Raw genomic sequence first — 4,541 nt, forward strand, 5'->3', positions numbered from 1 at the left:
CGGCAGTTACAGCTGGGCCGACAACAAATATGCCCTTTATGGCGAAGGCTCCATCAACACAGCGCTCAACCATTTTGCCGACAGCTATACACTCAAAGGCAATGTCGGTCTCAAAGTGAAGTGGTGAGGCATCAACGCAATCAACACGCGCCGCGCGGACTGCAGCGACGGCAACCAGGGCCCAACGGGCGGCGGCTTGCGCCGCAAATGGGTATCAAGCAGCAACGAAGAATTATATGAGCATTATCGCAAATATAAATCACGTGAAATTGCATTTATCAAAATATCGGTTAGCATAAAAAGCATTCATAGCATTTTAGCGATTCCGTATTACAGTATCGCGTGGCAATGCGTAAGTATATTTTGTAGTTCTAATATAGATAACTCTGACTGCATGGCGATGGGGACGATGCGGGTCAGTTCTGAAAGGTGTGGCAAATGAAACAGCTGGAAAAGCATGCGCGGGCAGGAAGCCAGCGCGGCGCGCTTCGAAAAACCAATGCAACAGGAGTGTCTTCAGGCAAGCTCCGGCGATTTGCCACCTTTCTGCTGGCTGGCACCGTTCTCGGCATGGCCGGCCTCACCGGGGCATTTGCCAAGGGTGGACAGGGTGGGTCCTATGACAGTTCTAATTGTGGAGACGGTGGCGCCGGCGGGGCAGACTTTCATGCCGGCAATGATCCCTCGAGCCTCGATGGCCAGGACGTACCGGCCAGCATGTATCCCTGTGCACAAAACGGTGGCGGCGGCGGTGGTCCGGGTGGAAGCGGTGGCGCCGGAACCCCGCCCGCCGATCATACGCTGGCCTCGTCCGGCTACGGCGGTGATGGCGGAACCAACGGCCAGATGGCGACGGTCGGCGGCACATTCAACAACAACCTCACCGGCGGCGACGGCCATCGGGGCGGTAACGGCAACAGTGGGAATTTCAGCGGCATTGGCACCGCCGGCGGCGGCGGCGGCGCCGGCGGCTACGGGCTGATCATAACCGGCACCACCGCACCGGTGATTGGTGCTGCGACCATTGTCGGCGGCAAGGGCGGCATCGGCGGCAGCTCCACTAGCAATTACGGGGCTGGCGGAGGCGGCGATGGCGGCATCGGCATCTATTCGGAAAAAAGCGATCTGACCATTCGTGGCACAATCCGCGGCGGCACCGGCGGCACCGGCGGCGCACCGAGTTCAACAACACAAGGCGTAGCCGGTCGCGGTGGCGATGGCGGCGCCGGCATCTTCGCCGAGACCGGGATCAGTGTCAGCATCGAGACCGGCGGTTTCAGCATCGGTGGCGATGGTGGCGCCGGCGGATTGACCAATGATATCTTTTCGTTGACCAAACTCCCCGACGGCAACAAGGGTGGTGACGGGGGCGACGGGGTCAGCGGTGCTGGATCTCTCAACAATCGCGGCATGATCACTGCCGGCAATGGCGGCATTGGTGGCGCCCATAGTCCGCGAGGGACAGGAGTTTTCGACCATGGTGGCCAAGGGGGCCAGGGCGGCATTGGCGTCAATTCCGCTGACAGAACCAATGCCAGCATCAGCAATTTCGCCCAGATCTCCGGCGGCACTGGTGGCGCCGGCGGGGCAGCCAATGGCGCCCACGCTAATTCCACCTTCAGCAATGGCGGCGCCGGCGGCACCGGTGTGCTGACAGGCGCGGGCGCAATCGTCAACAACAGTGGCGCGGTAACCGGTGGCACAGGTGGCGCCGGCGGTGACGCCACCGGTCTGTCGAAAGCCAATATTGCCAATGGCGGCGCCGGCGGCACGGCGATCGAGGTCGGTGCCGGATCCACCATCATCAACAGCGGCAGCATAGTTGCCGGCCAGGGCGGCGCAGCCGGGATCGGCAGCGGAACCAATAGCGGCCAGGCCGGCGCGGACGGGTTGGCGATCCATTTCAAAGGTGGCGGCCATCTCACCTTACTGGCGGGATCAACCATCACGGGTGTCGTGCGCAATGACGACCCCCAAGGGGTTCTCGAACTGGGCGGTGCGAACGATTTCAGCTTCGGCGGCACCGTTACCGAAACGCCCAATCAGGCGGGGTTTCAGTATCAGGGCTTTTCAAGCCTCATCAAGTCTGGATCGAGCACCGTCGTTCTCACCGGAAACCACAGTTTCAGCCAGGGTGTGACGCTTGAAGGCGGCGAATTGTCGATCACAACGCAGCAAAATATCGATCCCGGTACCCCGTTGCGCTTTGATGGCGGTAGTCTGCAAGTCACCGGCACAACACTAACCTCGCTCGGCAATACCATCATCTGGCAGGCTGGCGGCGGCGGGTTTGACATTGCAGATGCCGGCAATGTGTTTACAGTCTATCAGGTGATTGGCAATGGCGGCAAGCTTGCCAAGCGCGGTCAAGGCACTTTGGTCTTGAGCGGCAACAATCTTTACACGGGCGGGACGGATCTTGAGGGCGGCGTGCTTTCGGTTGGTTCGGATAGCAATCTTGGTGATGCCAGCGGTGGCCTGCGCTTTGCCGGTGGCACCTTGCTTGCAAGCGATAGTTTTGCGACCGCGCGCCTCTCGAGCCTGTCAGGCAGCGGCGGCACCGTGTCGGTTGCCAACAACAAGACCTTGACGCTTGCAGGAGAGATCAGCAATCTGGGTGCCGCACACGGCGCCTTGACCAAGACCGGCAACGGTACTTTGGTGCTGACGGCACAAAACAGCTATAGCGGCGGCACAACCATTGCCGCAGGCACATTGCAGCTGGGGGATGGCACTGCCGGCCATGACGGCCTCATCCTCGGCGACATTGCCAATAGTGGCCGTCTGATGGTCGACAATTTTGGCGATACCGAGCTTGATGGCACCCTCAGTGGCACCGGCGCGCTGTTCAAGTCAGGAAGCGGCCTCCTGACCCTTAAAGGCAACAACAGCTACAGCGGTGGCACCGATCTTTTCTCAGGCACGCTGTCGGTCTCGCAGGAAGCCAATCTGGGCAGCGGCCCCTTGCTGATCAATGGCGGCACCTTGCAGGTCACCGGCACCGATTTCAACCAGACGTCCCGCACCATCAACTGGGGCGCAAGTGGCGGTGGCTTCGACATTGCCGATGCCAACAACACCTTCTCCATCGCTTCTGCGTTCCACGGTGCAGGCGCGATGCAAAAGACCGGCGCCGGCACATTGGCGCTGAGCGGCGACAGCACCGCCTATACCGGCGCTGTGGATGTGCAGGCCGGTGATCTCCGGCTTGATGGCGCCACATTGGGCGGCAGCGTCACCGTTGCGGATCAGGCCGATCTCGGCGGCCATGGCACGATTGTCGGCCCTGCCAGTTTTGCCTCCGGCGCCACACTGTTTGGACAAAGCGGCCAGCAGCTGGTCTTCAACAGCAATCTGACCCTTGCAGCCGGAAGCCAGACCGATGTGACCCTGAGCGGTGGCCAGTCGGCCAATGCGCTGTTTGATGTGCACGGCGATCTGGCGCTCGATGGTACCCTCAATGTCGATGCTGGCAGTGTGGTCGGCACCGGTGTCTATCGTATCTTTGATTATGATGGCAATCTGACCTCCAACACCATGACGATCGGCACCGTCCCCGGCAATGCTGCCGATTACAGCCTGCAGACCGCCATCAACCATCAGGTCAATCTGATCAATACCGGCGGACGCGACTTCTTCTTCTGGGATGGCGCTGGGCCAAAGGATGATGGCATCGTCCAGGGCGGCAGCGGCACCTGGGATGGAGCCAATGACAATTGGACCGGCGCCGATGGCGCAACCAATACGCCTTGGGTCAATGATCGCTTTGCGGTTTTTGGCGGCACAGCCGGAACCGTCACCATCGATGCCGGCTTTGCCCCTGCCGTCAATGGCATGCAGTTCATGACCGATGGCTATCTGCTCACCGGCGGCCCGCTCTCGCTTTCTGGCACCGATGATCAGCTGATCATTGTCGGTGACGGATCGCTGCAAAGCTCGGCCATGACCGCCACCATCGCCTCGGTGATCGAAGGCAATGAAGGTCTGCGCAAGTCCGGGGCTGGACAGCTGGTGCTCACCGGTGCCAACACCTATACCGGCACCACCACCGTCACCGAAGGCCTGCTGACACTGGGTGAAGGCGGCAGCATTGATCCATCCAGCGCCATCGTGCTGGCCAGTACCCGCTATGGCTATGGTGATCTGGCCATCGACAAGACTGCTGATTTTACGCTTTCCAACCAGATCAGCGGCATTGGCGAAGTGTTCAAGCGTGGCGCCGGAACCACGACCTTTTCGGGCGACAACAGTTTCTCGGGCGGGTTGAATGTTGAAGCAGGCACCGCAAAGGCCGGCATTGCCGATCATGCCTTTGGGTCGGGCCGTGTGAAGATTGCCAGTGGAGCAACGCTTGATCTGGCTGATCTCAACCAGACCATCGGTGGCCTTGATGGCCTCAACCCGGCCGATGGCCATGGCCAGGACGGCAATATCACGCTTGGTGCAGGAACCCTCACGCTCAATCAGGATCTGCATGGCGATTATTCCGGCGTGATCTCCGGCAGCGGCGGCATCATCAAGAATGGCGCCGGTGATCTGGT

General features: G+C 60.5%; 1 protein-coding gene. It reads left to right on the plus strand.

Annotated features, from left to right (window positions below):
• Nucleotides 1-438: 438 nt before the first annotated feature.
• The coding region (locus ABWV94_RS23310; protein ID WP_353415530.1) for an autotransporter-associated beta strand repeat-containing protein at nucleotides 439-4,541 on the plus strand (4,103 nt) is incomplete at its 3' end.

This window comes from Brucella sp. NBRC 12953 (genome assembly GCF_040369775.1).
Classification (GTDB): Bacteria; Pseudomonadota; Alphaproteobacteria; order Rhizobiales; family Rhizobiaceae; genus Brucella; species Brucella pseudogrignonensis.